Origin of the sequence: Streptomyces sp. NPDC057438 (genome assembly GCF_042802995.1) — a bacterium.
Taxonomy (GTDB): domain Bacteria; phylum Actinomycetota; class Actinomycetes; order Streptomycetales; family Streptomycetaceae; genus Streptomyces.
In genome coordinates, this window is sequence record NZ_JBHVDD010000005.1 from 61889 (window position 1) to 80672 (window position 18784).

17 protein-coding genes are annotated in these 18784 nt (G+C 73.1%); 8 read left to right on the top strand and 9 right to left on the bottom strand.

Features of this window, described 5'->3' with window-relative positions; translation table 11 throughout:
• Positions 1–7 precede the first annotated feature (7 nt).
• From ACFU5F_RS05295 to ACFU5F_RS05310, 4 genes are all read left to right on the top strand, one after another.
• Positions 8–1030, top strand: a complete 1023-nt coding sequence (locus ACFU5F_RS05295; RefSeq protein ID WP_383882207.1) for a Ppx/GppA family phosphatase — start codon at positions 8–10, stop codon at positions 1028–1030.
• Between the two features lie 25 nt (positions 1031–1055).
• Positions 1056–1241: a hypothetical protein gene (locus ACFU5F_RS05300; protein WP_383882209.1), complete on the top strand. Its 186-nt coding sequence runs from the start codon at positions 1056–1058 to the stop codon at positions 1239–1241.
• A gap of 200 nt (positions 1242–1441) precedes the next feature.
• Positions 1442–1933, top strand: a complete 492-nt coding sequence (locus tag ACFU5F_RS05305; RefSeq protein ID WP_383882212.1) for an anti-sigma factor antagonist — start codon at positions 1442–1444, stop codon at positions 1931–1933.
• A 111-nt stretch (positions 1934–2044) separates the two neighbouring features.
• Positions 2045–2236, top strand: coding sequence for a hypothetical protein (locus ACFU5F_RS05310; protein ID WP_383882215.1), 192 nt, complete (start codon positions 2045–2047; stop codon positions 2234–2236).
• Positions 2237–2433: 197 nt separating this feature from the next.
• Here the strand turns inward: ACFU5F_RS05310 and ACFU5F_RS05315 are convergent, their stop codons facing one another.
• Positions 2434–2868 (bottom strand): protease inhibitor, encoded by a 435-nt coding sequence (locus tag ACFU5F_RS05315; protein WP_383882218.1) that lies wholly within the window; start codon positions 2866–2868, stop codon positions 2434–2436.
• Between the two features lie 492 nt (positions 2869–3360).
• On the opposite strand from ACFU5F_RS05315, the gene ACFU5F_RS05320 reads away from it, so the two are divergent.
• On the top strand, positions 3361–4548 hold the full coding sequence (locus ACFU5F_RS05320) for a lactate 2-monooxygenase (protein WP_383882221.1): 1188 nt from the start codon (positions 3361–3363) through the stop codon (positions 4546–4548).
• A gap of 55 nt (positions 4549–4603) precedes the next feature.
• Here ACFU5F_RS05320 and ACFU5F_RS05325 read toward each other — a convergent pair whose 3' ends face one another.
• The 5 genes from ACFU5F_RS05325 to ACFU5F_RS05345 form a co-directional block, all read right to left on the bottom strand.
• The gene (locus tag ACFU5F_RS05325) at positions 4604–6448 is read right to left on the bottom strand and encodes an RICIN domain-containing protein (protein ID WP_383882224.1); all 1845 of its coding nucleotides are present in this window, start codon (positions 6446–6448) and stop codon (positions 4604–4606) included.
• A gap of 562 nt (positions 6449–7010) precedes the next feature.
• Positions 7011–7388, bottom strand: a complete 378-nt coding sequence (locus tag ACFU5F_RS05330) for a toxin Doc (protein ID WP_383882227.1) — start codon at positions 7386–7388, stop codon at positions 7011–7013.
• Positions 7389–7391: 3 nt separating this feature from the next.
• On the bottom strand, positions 7392–7637 hold the full coding sequence (locus ACFU5F_RS05335; protein WP_383882230.1) for a hypothetical protein: 246 nt from the start codon (positions 7635–7637) through the stop codon (positions 7392–7394).
• Between the two features lie 148 nt (positions 7638–7785).
• Positions 7786–10029: a glycoside hydrolase family 9 protein gene (locus tag ACFU5F_RS05340; RefSeq protein ID WP_383882232.1), complete on the bottom strand. Its 2244-nt coding sequence runs from the start codon at positions 10027–10029 to the stop codon at positions 7786–7788.
• Between the two features lie 767 nt (positions 10030–10796).
• Positions 10797–11039, bottom strand: a complete 243-nt coding sequence (locus ACFU5F_RS05345) for a hypothetical protein (protein ID WP_383882235.1) — start codon at positions 11037–11039, stop codon at positions 10797–10799.
• Positions 11040–11210: 171 nt separating this feature from the next.
• Between ACFU5F_RS05345 and ACFU5F_RS05350 the strand changes: the two genes are divergently transcribed.
• Together ACFU5F_RS05350 and ACFU5F_RS05355 are read left to right on the top strand one after the other, a co-directional pair.
• A complete protein-coding gene (locus ACFU5F_RS05350; protein WP_383882238.1) occupies positions 11211–13625 on the top strand; it encodes a SpoIIE family protein phosphatase in 2415 nt (804 codons plus the stop codon).
• 144 nt (positions 13626–13769) lie between these two features.
• Positions 13770–15029 (top strand): SLC13 family permease, encoded by a 1260-nt coding sequence (locus tag ACFU5F_RS05355; protein ID WP_383882241.1) that lies wholly within the window; start codon positions 13770–13772, stop codon positions 15027–15029.
• 25 nt (positions 15030–15054) lie between these two features.
• Here ACFU5F_RS05355 and ACFU5F_RS05360 read toward each other — a convergent pair whose 3' ends face one another.
• On the bottom strand, positions 15055–15984 hold the full coding sequence (locus tag ACFU5F_RS05360; protein WP_383882244.1) for a helix-turn-helix domain-containing protein: 930 nt from the start codon (positions 15982–15984) through the stop codon (positions 15055–15057).
• A 64-nt stretch (positions 15985–16048) separates the two neighbouring features.
• Here ACFU5F_RS05360 and ACFU5F_RS05365 point away from each other — a divergent pair, with 64 nt between their 5' ends.
• Positions 16049–16843, top strand: a complete 795-nt coding sequence (locus tag ACFU5F_RS05365) for a phytanoyl-CoA dioxygenase family protein (RefSeq protein WP_383882247.1) — start codon at positions 16049–16051, stop codon at positions 16841–16843.
• A gap of 19 nt (positions 16844–16862) precedes the next feature.
• Here the strand turns inward: ACFU5F_RS05365 and ACFU5F_RS05370 are convergent, their stop codons facing one another.
• The gene (locus tag ACFU5F_RS05370; protein ID WP_383882250.1) at positions 16863–17528 is read right to left on the bottom strand and encodes a response regulator; all 666 of its coding nucleotides are present in this window, start codon (positions 17526–17528) and stop codon (positions 16863–16865) included.
• Positions 17525–18745 carry a sensor histidine kinase gene (locus ACFU5F_RS05375; RefSeq protein ID WP_383882253.1) on the bottom strand — a complete coding sequence of 407 codons (1221 nt, stop codon included), beginning with the start codon at positions 18743–18745 and terminating at the stop codon, positions 17525–17527. Before ACFU5F_RS05375 ends, ACFU5F_RS05370 begins: the two co-directional genes overlap by 4 nt.
• Positions 18746–18784: the final 39 nt, after the last annotated feature.

The following is an 18784-nucleotide window of genomic DNA, read 5'->3' on the forward strand; positions in this document are numbered from 1 at the left end:
GTGGGTCATGCGGATGAGCGTGGTGGATGTCGGATCGAAAACCGTACGACTGGTGGTGGCGGACGCCGAGGGGGGTGTGCCGCTGCCGGTACACACCGCGAAGTGGCGCCTGCGGCTGTCGGAGCATGTGCCGCCAGGAGGTGCCGTACCCGACGAATCCGTACGGCAGTTGTGCGACGCGGTCGCGGCCGCGACGCGTACGGCGGAGAGATGGGGGGCGTCGACGCCGCTCGCCTTCGCGACCGCCGTGGTGCGCTCCGCGCCCAACTGCCAGGACGTGCTGCGGGCCGTGCGCGCGGCGACCGGCGTTCCGATCTGCACCCTGCCCGGCGAGGTGGAGGCCGAACTGACCTTCCTCGGGGCACGACGGTGGATGGGCTGGCGGTCGGGCCCGCTGGCGCTGATGGACATCGGCGGCGGCTCGCTGGAGGTGGCCTTCGGCCGGGGCCGGCTGCCGGACTTCGTGGCCTCGCTCCCGCTGGGCGCCAACCGGCTGACCCATGAGTTCTTCCTGGGACAGGACCCCCCGTCACCGGAGAGCGTCAAGGCGCTGCGGCGCAAGGTCCGCCATCAACTGCGGGACGTCTCCGCGCGCATCCGCTGGGAGGGACCCCGCACCGCCGTGGCCACCTCGCGCACCTTCCAGCAGCTCTCCCGGCTGTGCGGCTCGGCGCCGGGCCGCCACGGACCCTTCGTGGACCGGGAGTTGCGGTGCGCGGACCTGGAGGTGGCCATCGCCCGCCTCGCCCGCCTCCCCGCGGCCGAGCGGTCCGCGCTCCCGGGCATCTCCGCGCCCCGGGCGATGCAGAGCCTCGCCGGCGCGCTGGTCGGGCACACCACGATGAAGCTCACCGGCCTGAAGTCCGTGACGATCTGCCCCTGGGCGATCCGCGAGGGCGTGCTGCTGCGGCACATCGAGGACGGCCCGGCGTGGTGGTCGGAGGTGACGCGGGACGCCGAGGACACCGGACCGACCATGCCGGGCAGAGCGGCCGCGGTGCCCCTGCGCATCGCCGCGCCGGCCCGTTGACCCCACCCACAGAAGGGCACACCCCATGACCCGCCACGACAAGCGGAACAACGACGAAACGCCCGACACCGCTCTGGACGAGGTCCTGCACGAGGCCGAGGAGGCCGCGAGCCGGGTCACCGAATCCGAGGAGCGGCGCCGCCGTCGAGGCGAGGCGGGCGACGCCGTCACGCCCGACCGGCGGGCCCAGGAGGAGTCCCGTAAGGACTGACGCGCGGGGCGCCGACGGGAAGCCGGGCCCGAGGACACGCCTCTCTGGATCAGCAGACACGACACGTGTCAATACATGGAAAGGGAATTCACCTTTTCGAGTGTCGTAGATCGCGCATACGGCACGGAAGGGATGGTCGGCCTCACGCCGGGGTAGCCAACGAGCCCGATGCGCCCTACCCCTGACGAGGTGGAGCCGCCATGACTCCGGATGCCCATGACCGCGCCGCTCCTCGGCCCGGGGACGCGGTCGCCGGTCCCGGTCCCGGGCCCGGTCCCCTCCCCGGTCAGGCGGCGCCCTCCGCCGCAACGCCCGCCGTTCCGGCCGCGAACCAGTACGCGCACACCCGCCGGACCGGCCCGTACACCGTGATCGTGGTCGCGGGCGAGATCGACGTGGCGTCGGCGGACCTGCTGGCCGAGCATCTGACGGCCGCGGCCGACGGGCCCGGCGAGCCGGACGTGCTCGTCGACCTGCGCGAGGTCGCCTTCTTCGACTGCTCGGGCCTGCGCGTGCTGTGCCGGGCCGAGGCCACCGCCAGGGCACGCGGCGGACGGCTCCGGGTCGTCTGCGACCAGCCCCGGATGCACCGGCTGCTGCGCGCCGCCCGCCTGCTGGGCCGCTTCCCGCCGCTCGCGGACCTTCCTCCCCCGCCCCCCGGGGCATCACCGCAACGGCCAGGTCTCATGTAGCAGTTCAATGAAACGATGGAAGGACCGGGGCGCACGCTCCGTGGCGGCGCACGCCGGTACGGAATCCGAACGGCCCGGAAACCGAGCGAGACGGAAGTGGGGACACCCGAAGTGAAGTTTCTTCTCGAAGTCGACCTGGACGACACGGACTGGGACGAGGGCACCACCGTCCAGGAACTGGAGCGCATTCTGCGCTACTGGGGCGGCAACCTGCGGCACTGCGAGATCGGACCGGGTGACGGGCAGCCCCTGTACGACTCCGGGCACCAGGAGGTCGGACGCTGGAGCATCACTCCCGGGTGACCGGCCGGCGGCTCCCCGGCAAATGATGCCGGGGGCCGGCCGCGGCCCCACTCCGCTTCGGCCGGCCCCCGGGCGGGATCACGTGGCACACCGCGACAGGGCTCGCGCTCCCCAGCCACGGGCCCTCGCTCATCACTCGCGGAACCACACGACCCCGGTCTGTCGGCCGCGCGGGGCGGCCTCGTCGTGAGGGACGCTCAGAAGGCGTACAGGACGCTCGCCGCGGCGTCCTTCAGGCAGGAGTTGGCGAAGACACGCTCGTACGCGACACGCTTGCCCTGCCAGACGCCGTCCACGGTGACGACCACCGGGTCGTACCGCTTGTGGCACATCGCTCCGGTGTTGCCCGCGAGGGCCTCGAAGTCACCGCCGCTGCGTCGGAGTTCGGCACAGGCGTCGACGGGCGCCGGGTGGGTGCCGGAGGCCTTCGGCGCGCAGGTCAGCGTGACCGCGCGCTCAGGGGTGACGGCCGCCGCGGTCTCGCCGTGACCCGTGGTCAGTACCAGGGCCGAGGGGGCGTAGAGCCCGGCCGCGGCGGGCTCGGGGGCGGCGAGCGCGGAGCCCGTGAGGGGACCGCAGACGGCGGTGACCGTCAGGGTGAGAGTCGCTGCCCAACGCGCGGTCTTCCGCATGGTGTGCATCCTTCCGCTCTGCAGGAGTTCCCGGGCGGCCCCGCCACATCTGTCGTGTGGTCGAAGCCGGCCCGGACGGTGCCGGATCGGCGAGCGCGAGTCTGCCGGGTCCGGGACCGGAACACACATCGACCCCATGCGTTTCAGTAACTTTGAGTATTGAATCAGTGGCTCGAAGTCACGGAATCCGACCATGCGAACCCTGATTCTGAGCGGCTCCCGATCGCCTCATGATCATGAATGGCCGGATCTGCACGGCTGCGCAATAGGCCTGAAACATTCCGCTTCCGCTCGCGACAACCGCCCGAACGGCCCTCCCACGGCCGGGAGTGAGGGGAGGATTCACCTGTTCCGACCCCGCGGAACAGCGGGATCATCCTCCCGCGCGCGACGCGCCCCCTCCCCCGTGCACGAGGCTGGACGACTCCCCCACGGCTCGTCAGGATCGTCGGCGACGCGGGTGTTCTCGACGGCGAGGGGCAGGGCGGACGGATGGCGAAGCACTGGGCGGACTTCCAGTACGAGATCTACCTGGGCGGGATGGGCGGCTCCGTGCCACGGCTGCCCGCCGACGCGAACCGGCTGGAGGAGCTGGCCGAGCACCGGCTCGGCGCGGGTCCGGTCGGCTATGTGGCGGGCAGCGCCGGCGACGGCAGTACGGCCCGCGCCAACCGGGCCGCGCTGGAACGGCGGCGGATCGTGCCACGGCTGCTGCGGGACGTGAGCGAACGCGATCTGTCCGTCGAGGTGCTGGGCCGCGCGCTGCCCGCACCCCTGGCCCTGGCCCCGGTGGGCGTGCTGTCGATCGTGCACCCGGAGGCGGAGACGGCGGCCGCGCGGGCCGCCGCCGCGCAGGGCGTGCCGTACATCCTGTCCTCGGCGTCCAGTACGCCCATGGAGCGGGTCGCGGAGGTGCTGGGGGACGCGGAGCGCTGGTTCCAGCTGTACTGGGCGAAGGACCGTGAGGTCACGCGGAGCTTCCTGGAGCGGGCGAAGGCATCGGGGTACTCCGTGCTGGTGGTCACCCTGGACACCCCGCTCCTCGGCTGGCGGCCGCGTGACCTGGAGCGGGCGTACCTGCCGTTCCTGCACGGGGTCGGCACCGCCAACTACTTCTCCGACCCGGCGTTCCTGGCGGGCCTCGCCAAACCGGTCCACGAGGATCCGGACGCGGCCGTGCTGCACTTCGCGGGCATGTTCGGGGATCCCGGGAAGACCTGGCCCGACCTGGCGTTCCTGCGCGAGCACTGGGACGGGCCGATCGTGCTGAAGGGTGTGCTGCACCCCGACGACGCCCGGCTCGCCGCGGACGCCGGGATGGACGGGGTGGTCGTGTCCAACCACGGGGGCCGGCAGGTGGCGGGCGGAATCGCGGCGGCCGACGCGCTGCCGGGTGTGGCCCGGGCGGTCGGCGACCGCCTGACCGTCCTCTTCGACAGCGGCGTCCGCAGCGGTGACGACGTCTTCAAGGCGCTGGCCCTCGGGGCGCGGGCCGTGCTCCTCGGGCGCCCCTACGTCTACGGCCTCGCCCTCGACGGACAGCCCGGGGTGGAACATGTCATCCGGTGCCTGCTCGCCGAGTTCGACCTCACCCTCGCACTGTCCGGGCACCGCACACCGGCCTCGGTCGGCCCGGAGAGCCTCGCCGACGGGGAGTACCGGCCCGGTCAGGACGCCTGACGCGACCGGCTCCGCGAGCGGTCCTCGGGCCCCCGCGCCCGAGGACCGCCCCCTCTCACAACCCGAGCCCGGTGAGGAGGCGCGGAATGTCGACGGACGTCAGGGGGCGCACCGGGTCGGTGCCGGAATCGGTGCCGGGCCCCGTCTCCGTCGTCGTGCCGTCGGCCACCGACCTGATCGAACCGTTCTGTTCGACCTCCGCCTCAGGGGACACGCCCGGCTCCGGGGAGTCGGAGCCGCGCGGTCCTGGAGCCGGGGAGGAATCGGCCTCCGGCTTCCGGGTGACCGGCTCGGTCTCGGGCGTGGGGGCCTCGGAACCGGAGACGGACAGGGAGTCGGGGCTGGCGGTCACCCCGTCGGTGAGCCAGTGCTGCCGTCCGGAGTTGTCCCGGACCTTGATGACGATGTCGGCCTTCGGCTCGCTGCCGATCGGGGCGACGGCGAGCCCCTCCCCCCAGCGGGGCAGCAACTCGCCCTGCACGGTGAAGTCGTAGCGCACGTCGTCACCGCGCTCGGAGTCCTCGTCGGCGCACGTGCCGAGGACGACGACTCCGGCGTCGACCTGGGAGTCCAGGCACAGCTCGGGGTTGGCGACGCTGCGCAGCAGACCGTCCTCCTCGTAGGACCACTTCTGGGTCCAGTCGGAGTCGCACTCCGCGAGTGCGGTGGCGGCGCCCTTCTCCGCCTTGCCGCCCTTGATGTCGAGGCACAGATCGGCCGCCTGGTTGCGCAGCCGCGTCTGCACGGGCCCCGTGGGCCGTCCGTCCGAGGCCGGCGGGGTCGGCGAGCCGGTGTCGGTGGTGGTCTCGTTGCCGGTGTCGGGGGCCGTGGCGACGCCCCCGGTGGCGCTGGTGGAGGCGGCGGGATCGGCCGCGCCGCCGTCGTCCGAGAGGAACGCGGCGCCCAGGACGGCCGCGAGCAGCGCGCCCGAGGAGACGCCGACCGTGAGGAGGGCCCGCGGGTTGCGCGCGCCGGAGGTGAGCTTGCGGCGCTGCGCGGGGATCTGGGACAGCAGACGGTGCCGGCCGCCGCTCCCGGGACGTCGCGAAGCCCCCTTGTGCGGCATGCGGCCGGGCCGGGAATCGAGATAGCGCCGGGCTCCCCAGCCGAGTACGGCCTCGGCGATCACACCGCCCAGTCCGCCCTCGAAATGGCTGAGTTGCTCGGCGGCGTATCGGCAGTAGCGGCACTCCAGCAGATGCTGCTGGACATCCGGCAGCAGGGCGCCGCCACGGCGAATGGGCACGTCCAGCAGCCGGTTGTAGAAGCGGCAGTCCTTGGACGGCGCGAGTTCCCGGTGGGCGCGCACACAGCCCTCGCGGAATTTGTCACGGGCCTGTTCCAGCGTGGCCACCGCGTTGTCGGTGTCCAGGCCCAGCAGACCAGTGGGTATGGTTATCGTTTCGGCTTCTACTTCGGTGTGCCACAGCAGGCACTGGGCGACCGCCGGGAGGGCCTGGAAAGAACGCTCGATGAGCTTGCGGTTTTCCGGGGTCATGGACTTGGCCGCCCGCATGCCGCGCCCGCCCGCGGGCTTGCGCAGGTCGGACAGCACCTGGGAGACGCCCTCTTCCGCGGACCACTCCTTGACGGTGTCGCGCGCGGCCACCAGCAGGCGCGGCCGCAGCGCGACGCCCGACTCGCCCCGCATCAGCCCGTCGAGCACCCGGTGGAAGGCGGTGGCGGTCACCATCGAGGCGACACCGGACTGGGTGGCGAGACAGATCGCCGCGTAGTCGTACGTGGGCTGCCAGTGCCGTGCCATCAGCAGGGCGACGGGGTCGCCGGCGCCGCCGTCCGGCCAGCCCCTCAGCCGGGCGGCGAGAGTCTCGTCGGACTCTCCGGGCACCGGCCCGGGAGCGGGCGGATATGTGGGGCGGGGAGGGTGGGGGGTGTGCACAGAGCGGGTTTCCTTCCAAGGCACAAGATGGCACACGGAGTTGTGGCCGCCGAAAAGGGCCCTGGACTGGTGCGTACCTTTTTGGCGGGCGCCGGGAAAGCGGCCGGGGACCGGGCCGCGCAACAGCCGTCTGCCGCGAGCCTTTTGGGCCCTTCGGCGACCGGAAAGGCCAAATAGCCTTTCCAGCCGGGCCATTGCCCATGCGCAGGAAGTTCACCCTTGCACAAGTTACTCATGGCTAACAAGGCGCTTGAGCAACATCTGCATCACTAAAAGCAGGTCAGATGACCGGTACGAATGATTCCGCTTCGCAGAACGAAGCCTTCCGGTTCCTGAAAATTCAAGGACTTGAGCACCCCGTGTGAACCGTGCGCACGCCCCGACGGCACGCGCACGCTCCCGTGCGGCCGCGGTGCGCTGTTCAATCGAGGCGGCCCCCTCGGAAGGCCCCGCGCGGAACGGCGGCTCTCCCGCGCGAAACGGCCGCCGGCCCTGCTCCTCCCGCCCTCGGCCGGCGGCCCCGGAGGCCGTGTTCGCACCGCGGTCGAGCCCCCTCCCGCGCTCAGATCTGCCAGGACCGGAGCCGGTCCGCCGCCCCGTAGACGTCCGTCGCTCCGGAGATCAGATCGCGCGCGAGATCCACCAGGGCCCCGTACGGCGCGTCGATACCGGCGCCGCTGACGAACATGTACGCCACGGCCGTCGCGCAGGCGAAGCGGGCGTTGGCGGCCGGCAGGGGCTTGAGCACCGCGAGGGTGTGCAGCAGCGCGGCGGCACGCCAGGCGGGGTCGGAGTCGACACCGAGCCGCGGCGGATCGACACGGTGCCGGGCCACGGCCGCGACGAGCGCGGAGAAGTCGCTGATGCTGGGCTGCTCGGGCATGACCTCTTCGTGCCGCTGGAGCAGCCACGGCACGTCGATGTGGATGACGGAGGCCATCGGTCAGACGGCCCGCCCTCTCACCCGCGCGGCGGGTTCGTCGTCCGGGAAGGCCGCGGCGAAGTCGTCGGCGCTCGCGGTGAAGAACTGGCGGAAGGTCTCCGCGCCCTCCTTGAGCGCCCGGTGGCGCACGATGTCGGCCGCGGCCGCCGCACGCACGAGCGCCTTCATCGACGTACCGCGTTCCTTGGCTATCTGCCGCAGGTCCTCGAGCTCGCGGTCGCTGAACTCCACATTCAGAGCAGGCATGCGCCCACGGTACCGCGAGGGTACTTACCCGTAAATAGTCGCAGGTCACAGGGCATGGCCCGTGGTACCGACGCCGTGCGGCCGACGCCCTGGAAGGACATCGGCCGCACGGTTGACTCGGGCGCACGGCCGTACCGGCGGGGACGGGTCAGGCCTGATCGGCCACGAACGACGCCATGCGGGCCAGCGCCGCGTTCCAGTTGATCGTGAGTTCGTTGGTCGACCAGGACTGGATGTCGTCGATGTAGCAGAACTGACCGACACAGCCCTGGAGTTTGCTCTGTGCGTAGGGGTCCTGGATGCTCGAGTTGGGTCCTCCCGCGAGGGTTCCGGCCGGCGGGTTGGGCTGGTCCGGGTCGAGCTGGTGGGCGTACCAGCGGCTGTGCTGGTTACGGGCGGCGACCTCTCCGTAGCCGGTGACGTAGGAGATGTTGAGGGCGTTGCGGCCGAAGAGGTAGTCCATGCTCTGCAGCGCGCCCTCGCGGTACTTGGACGCTCCGGTGATGTCGTACGCCGTGGCGACGACGACCGCGTTGTTGAGGATCTGGTGGTTGGAACCCCAGTCGTAGACGTTGTTCTCAGGCGTGTACGGCATGCCGTACGGCTCGTCCTTCAGTGCGGCCAGGTAGCGGTCGGCGCCCTCGATCACGGACTTGCGGACCTTGTCGCGGCCGGGAAGCTTGTTCGGCACCGTGGCGAGGTCGAGGCGTCCGGCGGCGGCCGTGCGGCCCCAGTCGAAGCCGATGGGGCCGAAGATGTCGGCGGTGTGCACCGGCGAGTCGAGGACGTACTCCTGGAAGGCATTCTCACCGGTGGTCAGGTACAGCTGGGCGGCCGCCCAGTAGAACTCGTCGGTGACGTTGCCGTCGGCGTACGTGCCGCCGCCGACGCCGTCGCTCTCGGAGGCGTACCTCGCGGGGTGCTCGACGGCCGCCGCCCAGGCCGTGCGGGCCGCGGCCAGGGCCTTGGCGGCGAAGGCGCGGTCGTAGGGGCGGTAGAGCCGGGCCGCCTGGGCGGCGGTGGCGGCCAGGTTGAGGGTGGCCGCGGTGCTCGGCGGGTGCAGTTCGCGCTTCTGCGGGTCGGCGGCGGGCATCATGGGCAGGCCGGTCCACTGCTCGTCGTGGATCTTGTGGTGGGCCATGCCGGCCAGCGGCCGGCCCTTCGGCACCTGCATCCTGAGCATGAAGTCCAGCTCCCAGCGGACCTCGTCCAGCAGGTCGGGCACCTTGTTGCCGCTCTCGGGGATGTCCAGCGAGCCGTCGCCGAGCCTGCCGGCCTTGCCGGTACGGGCGTGCAGCGCGCGCTCGTAGGTGCTCAGCACCTCCCAGGTGGAGATGCCGCCGTTGACGACGTACTTGCCGTGGTCGCCGGCGTCGTACCAGCCGCCGGTGACATCGAGCCGGTAGTCGCAGACCCCGGGCTGGCAGGGCACGTCGCCGTCGCCCTGGTTGGGCGCGACGTCGACGTGGCCGGCCGCGCGGCCGTAGCCGGGGCGCAGTTCGTCGCTGATCGGGGTGCCGCTGCGCTGGGTGTAGAAGAACTTCAGCGAGTCCAGGCGCAGGCGTTCGTAGGCGCGCGGGTCGATGTCGAAGGGGCGGCTGGTCTCGCCGTCGACGACCAGGGTGAAGCCGGTCCCGCGCTTGCGGTAGGCACCGAAGTCGACGGTGTGGACCTTCTGCCCCGAGGAGGCGTCGAGCCCGCGGGGTGTGGTCCGCCCGTGGGCGACGACAGCGCCCGACGCACTCTTCAGCCGCCAGGGCAGTTTCGCCGTCGCGTCGGTGACCAGGGTGGCGTTCTTGGGTCCGGCGGGCAGATAGGCGACCTGGTTGACGCGGACCCGGGGCCCGGTGTCGGGCTCGTACACCTCCGGCGGCACCCCGCCGAGCAGGGACACGTCGTCCATGCAGAAGGTGAACGGGTTCGCGTTGCCGCCCACCTGGAAGCCGACCTGGGCCTGGGTGGTGTCGACGGGCGAGGTGAAGGTGTAGGTGTACGAGTCGCCCGAGATGTTCAGCTGCGGGCTCACCTCGAAGTAGGTGTCGTACGGGTCCACCGACAGGCCGACGATCGCCCTCAGGACGTTGCCCTGGGGTGTGCCGGACGCGGAGAAGGTGAACCGGTACGACTCGCCCTTGACGAGGGTGATGTCGTTCTGGCCGACGGCCGCGTCCCAGCGGTTGGTGGTGCCGCCGGGGATGTCGGCGCACAGACGGCCGTCGGTGAGGCCGGCGGTGACGTTGCCGGTCGTCCACCAGGGGGCGGTGGTGGTGTCGAAGCTTCCGTTCTTGACCTGTTCGACCTCATCGGCCTGGGCCGGGCCTCCGGGCAGCGCGGTGAGCGCGGCCGCGAGGAGGGCCGTGAGGGCGAGAAGGCTGGTTCTGCGTCGTTTCACGTCTGGGCTCCTCGGGGGAGGTGGGGGCGCGCAGCGGTGACGGACGAACGGTGGCGCGGGAGACGACGTGGATGTGGGAGCGCTCCCAAATTTGGACCCTGGCCATGCTGTTAGAGACATGACGGCTCGTCAACGGTCCGGACGGAACCGGTTTCCCTTCCGCTCCCCCGCCCGGCCGAAGCGACGCCCTCCGCGCGAGCGGTCGACCGGCGAGGAGGCCCCCCGGTCCGGGCCTCGTCGCACGCCTCGCCCGGTCGGCTGCCGGTCGGCGCGAGGCCGACCGGGCTGCCGCGCGGCGCGGCGACGGGACCCGGCGAGGATGCCGGGCGGGGCACCGCGCCGATCGCCGCGCCGAGGGCGGGCGGGGCACCGGGCGCGATCGGCGTAGGTTGCGGACGAAATACGGCGTCCTGACCCGCCCGCAGACGGAAGACGGGTCTCGTCTCGTCTCGTCCCGGACCGGGATCCTCCGGCCGACGGAGAGGAGTCCCGCCGCGGACGGGACGACCCCGTCGGCGCGTGCCGGGTCCCGCCCTGGAGAGGGACGATCGCGTCGCCGGTCATGGACCCCGAGAGCGCAGGCGGGGACGGGCTTCGGCCGGTGGACGCGGCGGTCACGCGGCACCGCCCGGTGGACGGTCGGGCTAGGGCTGCCGATGCGGCCGAAGCACACCCTTCATCGCCCTGCCAGGACGACAGCACAACCGACCGCCACACCACAGCCGACAGCCGAACCGGGCCCCAAGCCCACGACCGAAGGCCGCCCTTCACGACCCGACCAGGACGACAGCGGAGTCGACCGCCCAGCCACGGCCGAAGGCCACCCTCCAGCCGGGCGGCGAGCGACCGGTGCAGCTTGCGTGGCGCGATGACGCCGAGACGCCGAGCCGTCCCCCCAGCGCGGCAGCAGCCGCGTTCAGCCCCAGCACGGGAACGCCCGCCCGTCCGCCCGCACCAGCCGTACGGTGCACGGCCAGGGCGACGGCGGGGCCGGCCGTCGGGTCCGTCACCGCCTCCACCGCCGCGCCCCGGGGGCGCCGGAGTCCCCCACACCCCTCTCGGCGAACACCGGTACGACAGGTCGCACGAGGATACGTTTTCCCATCCGCTTTCCCTGCGGAGCGCATAGGCTGGATTTCACCCGTAAGCCCGTTCGGTCCGGCGAAATGGAACTCGCGACGATGAGGAGCCGCAAGGTAACGCACGGTGACACGCCTGCGTATGCCCTGGACGGTGCCGCCACGGCGCGGGCGGCCATGGACGGCGACGGCACGATCGTCGAGTGGAACGAGGGCGCGAGACGCCTGCTGGGCTGGCCCGCCGCGGACGTCGTGGGGCGCCCCGCCGAGGAGCTGCTGGCCCCGGGCGACGCGTTCCTCCCACCTCCGCCCGGCAGCCGCAGCTGGAGCGGGACGCTCACACTGCGTCACCGCGACGGCCGTACGGTGACCGCGTGGCTGCTCGCCCACCAGCAGCGCGCGACGAACGGCGACGGTGACGGCAGCTGGCTGGTTCTCTGCCCGCTGGACGATCCGGGCCCGCTGGGGCGGGACGATCCGCTCGCGGCGGCCGTCATGTTCCAGTCGCCGTGCGCCATGGCCGTCTTCGACGACCGGCTCCGGCTGCGCGGCATCAACGACGTCATGGCGGACGCCGTGGGCATGCCCGAGGACAACCTCCGGGGCCTGCACATGTCCGAGATCATCGGCGGCCGGCAGGGCGAGAAGCTGGAGGAGCACCTGCGCGAGGTGTTCGCCCTGGGCCGGCGCAAGGACGTACAGACCTTCCTGCGGGCCGCCGACGAGCAGCGCGCCCACGCCTGGTCGGCCGCCATCGCACCGCTGACGGACGAGTCCGGCGCGCCGATCGGGGTCTGTGTCACCGGGCACGACATCACCGAGCAGTATCTGGCGCGGCAGCGGCTGCAGCTGGTGAACGAGGCCAGCATCCGCATCGGCACCACCCTCGACGTGACGCGCACCGCCCAGGAGCTGGCCGACGTGTGCGTCCCCGTCCTCGCAGACTTCGTCAGCGTCGACCTCATGCAGTCCCTCGACCACGGCGACGAACCGCACGAGGGCCCGCTCTCCGCGCCGTTCACCCTCCGTCGCGCCGCCCACCAGTCGGTGACCCCCGGCTGCCCCGAGGCGGTGGTCGAGGTGGGACGCACGGACGTCTACCCGGCCACCTCCCCGCAGGCGGCCTCCCTGTCCGTCGGCCACACGATCGTGGCGGGCGACCCGGCGAACACCCTGTCGGACTGGCTGGCCTGGGACCCGCTGCGCAGCGCGCGGGTCAAGGAGCTGGGCGTCCACACCACCATGTCGGTGCCCATCCGGGCCCGCGGCACGACCCTGGGCGTCGCCGTCCTGACCCGCTTCAAGCGGCTGGACCCGTACACCGCCGACGACGAACTGCTCGCCGAGGAGGTGACGGCCCGGGCCGCCGTCTGCATCGACAACGCCCGCCGCTACTCCCGTGAACGCGAGACCGCACTGGCCCTCCAGCGCAGCCTCCTCCCGCAGACCCTGCCCCGCATGCCCGCCCTGGAGGCGGCGTCCCGGTACCTCCCGGCGGCGCAGGCCGGGGTCGGCGGCGACTGGTTCGACGTCATTCCCCTGTCCGGGATGCGGGTCGCCATGGTCGTCGGTGACGTCGTCGGGCACGGGGTGCAGGCCTCCGCCACCATGGGCCGGCTGCGCACCGCCGTCCGCACCCTCGCCGACGTCGACCTCGCCCCCGACGAACTGCTCACCCACCTCGACGATCTCGTCGTACGGCTCTCCGCGGAGGCCGGCAGCGAGGGCGTGACCGGTGAGGTGGGCGCCACCTGTCTGTACGCCGTCTACGACCCGGTGACCCGCCGGTGCACGTTCGCCCGTGCCGGGCATCCGCCGCCGGTCGTGCTGGACCCGGCCGGCCGGCCGATGGAGGTGGAAGTGCCGTCGGGACAGCCCCTGGGCCTCGGCGGACTGCCCTTCGAGTCCGCCGAGCTGGAGCTGCCCGAGGGCACCGTCATCGCCCTCTACACCGACGGTCTGATCGAGACCCGCGACCGGGACATCGACGCCGGCCAGGAGCTGCTGGCGGAGGCGCTCTCCGGCCGCACGGGGTCGCTGGACGACATCTGCCAGGGCGTGGTGCATTCCCTGCTGCCCGCGAACGGCGCCCCCGACGACGTGGCCCTGCTGCTGGCCCGTACGCGCGGACTGCAGGCGGCACAGGTCGCGACCTGGTCGATACCCGCCGACCCCGCGTTCGTCGCCCGCACCCGCCAGTACGTGCTGACGCAGATGGCGCTGTGGGGCATCAGCGAGTCGGCGTTCACGGCGGAGCTGGTGGTGAGCGAGCTGGTCACCAACGCCATCCGGCACGGTGCCCCGCCGATCCAGCTGCGCCTGATCCACGACGACACCACCCTGATCTGCGAGGTGTCGGACGGCAGCGGCACCGCCCCGCACCTGCGCCGGGCCAAGACGTTCGACGAGGGCGGGCGCGGCCTGCTGCTGGTGGCCCAGCTGACCCAGCGCTGGGGCAGCCGGCACACCGAGGACGGCAAGACGATCTGGGCGGAGCTGACCCTCTCCGAGGAGTGAGGCGGGCTCCGCGCGCCACGTGAGAAGGGCCTCACCCCAGGGCCGCGCCCGGTCCCGTCGGGACCTGCAGCTGTAGGGTGCACAGGTCTCCGCGCCACTTACCGCCCGACACCCCCGCCGTACTCACCGCCCGAAAGCCCTGCCGTGAACACCGCCCTCGCCGAGGTCCTGTCCGTCGTCCTGCTCGTCGTCGTCCTCGGATGTGCGGTCGCGCGCCCGTTCGGGCTGCCGGAGGCCGTGGTCGCCGTCCCGGCCGCGGGTATCGCCGTCGCCGCGGGCGCCGTCTCACTCGACCACGCCCGTGCCGAGGCCGAACTGCTGGGCCCGGTGCTCGGCTTCCTGGCCGCCGTGCTCGTGCTGGCCAAGCTCTGCGACGACGAGGGGCTGTTCCAGGCGTGCGGGGCGTGGATGGCGCGGGCCTCGGCGGGCCGGCCCCGGCGGCTGCTGGGCTCGACGTTCCTGCTGGCCTCCGGCATCACGGCGGTGCTCAGCCTGGACGCCACGGTCGTCCTGCTCACGCCGGTGGTGTTCGCGACGGTGGCCCGCCTCGGCGCCCGCCCCAAGCCGCATGTGTACGCCACCGCGCACCTGTCGAACACGGCCTCGCTGCTGCTGCCCGTCTCCAACCTCACCAACCTGCTGGCGTTCACGGCGAGCGGGCTCACCTTCACCCGGTTCGCGCTGCTGATGGCGGCGCCGTGGGCGGTGGCCGTGGCCGCCGAGTACGTGATCTTCCGGCGTTTCTTCGCGACCGACCTGGACGCCGTCGCGCCCGCGCCCCAGGAGCCGGTGGAGGCGCCCGAGCTGCCGATGTTCGCGCTGGTCACCGTCCTGTGCACACTCGCCGGTTTCGTCCTGACGTCCGTGCTCGGGATCGAGCCCGTGTGGGCGGCGCTGGCCGGGGCCGTGGTGCTGGCGGTCCGCGCGCTCGTGCGCCGTACCACCGGCCCGGTCGCGCTGCTGCGATCCGTCTCGCTGCCCTTCCTGGCGTTCGTGCTGGCGCTCGGCATCGTGGTGCGCGCCGTGGTCGACAACGGCCTCGCCGACGCGCTGGGCCGCGTGATGCCGTCCGGTACCGGTCTGCTCGCCCTCCTCGGTGTCGCCGCCCTCGCCGCAGTCCTCTCCAACGTCATCAACAACCTGCCGGCGGTCCTGGTCCTGGTCCCCCTCGCCGCCCCGCTCGGCACGGGCGCCGTCCTCGCCGTGCTGCTCGGTGTCAACATCGGCCCGAACCTCACCTACGCCGGCTCCCTGGCCACCCTGCTCTGGCGCCGCATCGTCCACCGGCACGACGACGACGTGGACCTCGGCGAGTTCACCCGCCTCGGCCTGCTCACCGTCCCGGCGGCACTGCTCTCCTCGGTGGTGGCGCTGTGGCTGTCACTGCTGGTCTTCGGGGGCTGAGCGCGCCCGCGGCCGAGGCGGGTCCTCAGCCGACGTCGTCCCGCAGACCCTGCCGGTACTCCCCCGGCGGCACCCCGTAGCGCTGCCGGAACGCCCTGCTGAAGTGGGACGGGCCGGCGAACCCGGAGGCTCCGGCCACGCGCTCCACGGGCAGGTCGGTGGCCTCCAGCAGCCGGGCGGCGTGACGGAGGCGGGCGTGGTGGAGGACGCGCATGGGTGAGTGCCCCAGTTGCTCGGTGAAGAGGTGGGCGAACCGGGACGGGGACAGGGCGACGGACTCGGCGAGGGAGCGGACGGTGTGCGGGGCGCCGGGGTCGGCGGCGATCAGGTCCTGCGCCCTGCGGATCCTCGGGTCCACCCCCGACGGGCGCGGCTCGGAGCGGGCGGCGGTGAGCAGCACCACCTCCTCCAGGGAGCACAGGGCGAGTTCGCGGGCCGCCGTGCCGTGGGCCACGGCGACCTCGGTGGAGGCGTCGCCCGGCGAGGGGCCTCCGGCGGTCGGCGGCACGCCCTCGCCGGTCCAGCGGGCGTCGGCGAGCATCCGGCGGAAGGCCGCGTCGGCCCGTGCCCGGATGCCGCCGGGGGCCGACGGGAGGGCGTACAGCCGGTCCCCGGTGTCGTAGGGGCGCAGCCAGGCCGTCCAGGACGCCCGGGGCTGGCAGTGCGCCCACCAGAACGCCCAGTGTCCGGCGCCGGGCGCGACCGCGTAGTGCTGGGGTACGCCAGGGCCGAGGACCACGAGGTCGCCCGGGGCCGCCCGGGTCCGTGCCGAGCCCTGGCGCAGCAGGCCCGCGCCGCCCGTGGTCCAGGTGAACAGCCAGCTGTCCGCGCCGCGCGGCCGGTTCACCGCGTAGGGCGGGGGCCGGTCGAAGCGGCCGATGATCATCTGGCCCGGGGGCGGTGACGGGTCGGCGGGAGCAGCAGTCACGGACAGGTCGTCAGCACGCACAGGCATCCTCCCCAAGGGTGCTCGGACCTAGCGTGGGACATGTTCGACGACGCCGGGAAGGGACACACGGATGGCAGGCACGGGCAGGGCGGAGTTCGAGGAGAAGGGCTTCGTGGTGGCGCGGGGGCTGTTCTCGCCCGCCGAGATCGAGGAGCTGTGCGACCGGTTCGCGGCCCTGCGGGAGGGCGGGCCGATCCCTGGGCACTTCCGGCCCCGGCCGCCCGCGGCGGGCCGGCCGGCCGATCCGCTGGACTCCCACCCCCGGGTGATGCACCCGCACCGCATCGACGAGCTGTCGCTGCGGGTACTCCTGGACGCACGGCTGCGGGACATCCTCGAAGGGCTGCTGGGCGAGGAGGTCCTGGCCGCGCAGAGCATGTTCTACTTCAAGCCGCCGGGGGCCCGGGGCCAGGCGCTGCACCAGGACAACTTCTATCTGCGGGTCGAGCCGGGGACCTGTGTGGCGGCCTGGATCGCCTGCGATGTGATCGACCGCGCCAACGGCGGGCTGGAGGTCGTGCCGGGCACTCACCGCATGGATCTGTTCTGCCCGGAGGAAGCGGACGCGGAGGTCTCGTTCGTCCGGGAGTACGTCCCGCCGCCGCCCGGTCTGGCCGCCGTGCCCGTCGACATGGCACCGGGCGACGTCCTCTTCTTCAACGGCAGCCTCGTCCACGGCTCCCAGCCCAACCGCACCACCGACCGCTTCCGGCGCTCCTTCATCGGCCATTACGTGGGCCGTTCCACCGAACGCATCGGCCGGTACTACGACGTACTGACGATGAGCGGCGCTCCGGTCCCGCTGCCGGAGAGCGAGGGGGCGGGCCCGTGCGGGACGGAGTTCGAGCCGGCGGGCGCCCACTGAACCGCGGCCACGCACCGGTTCAGCCCAGTTCGAGCAGCCCCCGCCGTACCGCCTCGGAGACCGTGCTCGCCCGGTTCTCGGTGCCGAGCTTGCGGTAGACGCGAACCAGATGGGTCTTGATCGTGGCCTCGGTGAGGTGGAGGGCCGCGGCGATGGCCCGGTTGCTGCGGCCCAGCGCCAGCAGCCGTACGACCTCGATCTCCCGCTCGCTCAGGGCGGCCCCCGGGTCGGCCAGGTGACCGGCGAGGTGGCCGGCGGCCTCGGGGGCGAGGCCCATGCCGCCGGCGGCTGCGGCGCGCACCGCCCGGAAGAGTTCCTCGGGCGGGCCGGCCTTGAGGATGTAGCCGCGGGCTCCGGCCTCCATCGCGCGGACGACGTCGCCCTGGGTGCCGGCGCCGGTGAGCACGACGACGCGGCTGCCGGGGGCCTCGGCGGTGATCCGCCGGGTCGCGTCCAGGCCGCTGACCCGCTGTCCGGGGGCCGTGTCGTCGGTCAGGCGGAGGTCCATCAGCACCACGTCGGGGCCGAGCCGCGCGGCGAGCCGTACGGCCTCCTCGCCGTCCCCGGTCTCGCCGACGACGTCGAAGCCGGGCTCACCGGTGAGGAGGGCGCGCAGGCCGGCGCGTACGACCCGGTGGTCGTCGACGATCAGGACGCGCAGGGAGGTGTCGCCGGGGGCGGTCACCGCTCGCTCGCCGGGCCCGCCAGGGCGAGGGCGCCCACGGGGAGGCTGGCGCGGGCCGATGTGCCGCGGCCGGGTGCGCTGCGGACGGTGAGCGAGCCGCCGAGGGCGCCGAGGCGTTCGCGGCCTGCGGGCAGGCCGAGGCCCCGGCCCGGCCGTCGCGCGCCGGTCGCCCGCGGGTCGAAGCCCACGCCGTCGTCCCGGACCTCGACGGTGACGGCCGTGTCGTCGCGGTGGTCGAGGGTGACCCAGACGTGCCGGGCGCGGCCGTGTTCGCAGGCGTTGGCGAGCAGGCCCTGGGCGACGCGGAGCAGGGCGGCGGCCCGCTCGCACGGCAGGTCGCCCGGCTCGCCGGCGGTGCGGAACACCACCCGGGAGGGGGTGGCCGTGGTGCGGGCGCACAGGGTGCGCAGGGCGGTGGCGAGGTCGTCGTGCTCCAGGGCGGGCGGGGTGAGGTCGCCGATGATGGTGCGGGTCTCGGCGAGATGGGTGCCGAGGGCGTCGGTGACCGTGCGGACCTGGGTCCTGGCGAGGTCGGGGCGGCGGTCCCAGTCGCGGTCGGCGGCCTGGAGAAGCATGCGGCTGCCGGCGAGTTCCTGGGCGAGTGTGTCGTGCAGGTCCCGGGCGATCCGGGCGCGCTCGGCGAGCCGGCCTGCCTCGCGCTGCCCCCTGGCCAACTCGGCCCGGGTGCGCCGCAGTTCGCCGAGCAGCCGCTGCTGGGCGCGGTAGAGGGCGACGGTGACCCAGAGCGCGACGGCCGGCGGGACGACCAGTTCGGGGTGGAGGGTTCCGGAGGCGTGGGCGATCAGCGGGACGAGCAGCCCGGTGACCCCGGCGACGGCGGCGACCCCCGTACGGCCCGTGAACACGCGCAGGGCGAGGATCGCCAGCGGCAGTGCCAGCCAGGTGTAGGCGGTGGCGACCTGCGGGGGCGTCACCCAGGAGATCCAGCACCACAGTGTCAGCAGCGAGCCGAGCCACAGCGGCCGGCCCCGTCGTCCCAGCCGGTCCCAGAGGGCGAGCCCGCCCACGTACCCGACCGCCAGCACCATGATGAGCGGGACCAGTTCCCAGCAGAGCGCGGAGTTCCGGTCGACGAGGCTGACCACACCGCCGATGACGACGGTGAGGAACAGCAGGTCCGGCAGCCGGCTCGGCGACAGCGGATCTCGGCGTACGAAGGCGGGGACGGCGATGGCGGGCACGGCGATGGCGGGCACGGCGGCGATTCCCTCTGCGACGGTCCGGACGGGCACGGG